The following is a 570-nucleotide window of genomic DNA, read 5'->3' on the forward strand; positions in this document are numbered from 1 at the left end:
GGCCCGCGAGGACCGCGCCGCCGATCCACCGGTGATGGCGCGGCACCTGCGGCGCCGTCAGCAGGTGCACCGCGACGATCGCCACCGCCGCATGCAGCACGCCCGACAGCCCGCCGTAGTGGCGCAACTCCGGCTGCAGCAGCAGCGCAAGGTGCGTCAGCGGCCAGGCCGCGAACCACGCCGCGCTCATCGGCCACGGCACGCGCGCCGACAGGCCGAGCGTCGCGACCAGCACCAGCCCGAGCAGGTTGGCACCGAGGTGCAGCAGGCTGAAATGCACGAACAGCGCCGTCCACCAGCGCCACGGCTCGGTGGCCGCGAGCCCGGGCTGCCAGTCGAGCACCGCCTTCGGCACCGCCTGGGCCGCGAGCGTCGCGAGGAAGATCGATGCGGACAGCAGTCCCCAGGCCCGCCCGGGCTGTCGCAATGCGCGGGGACCCTTGGTGATCAAGCGCCGGCCGACGCGGGGAACACCACGGCGCACAGCGCGAGCACCGCATCGCGGTACGCGGCCAGCGGCGCCGGATCGAACTGGGTCGGCTGCTCGTCGAGCCGCGCCCGGTGTTGCGC

Annotated in this window: 1 protein-coding gene; it reads right to left on the bottom strand. The window is 74.6% G+C overall.

Going from position 1 to position 570, the window contains the following annotated elements:
* A partial coding sequence (locus AC1D15_RS36330) for a rhomboid family intramembrane serine protease (protein ID WP_477829909.1) occupies nucleotides 1-427 on the bottom strand: 427 nt, incomplete at its 3' end.
* Nucleotides 428-570 lie beyond the last annotated feature (143 nt).

Source organism: Rhizobacter sp. P2_H2 (assembly GCF_056403375.1).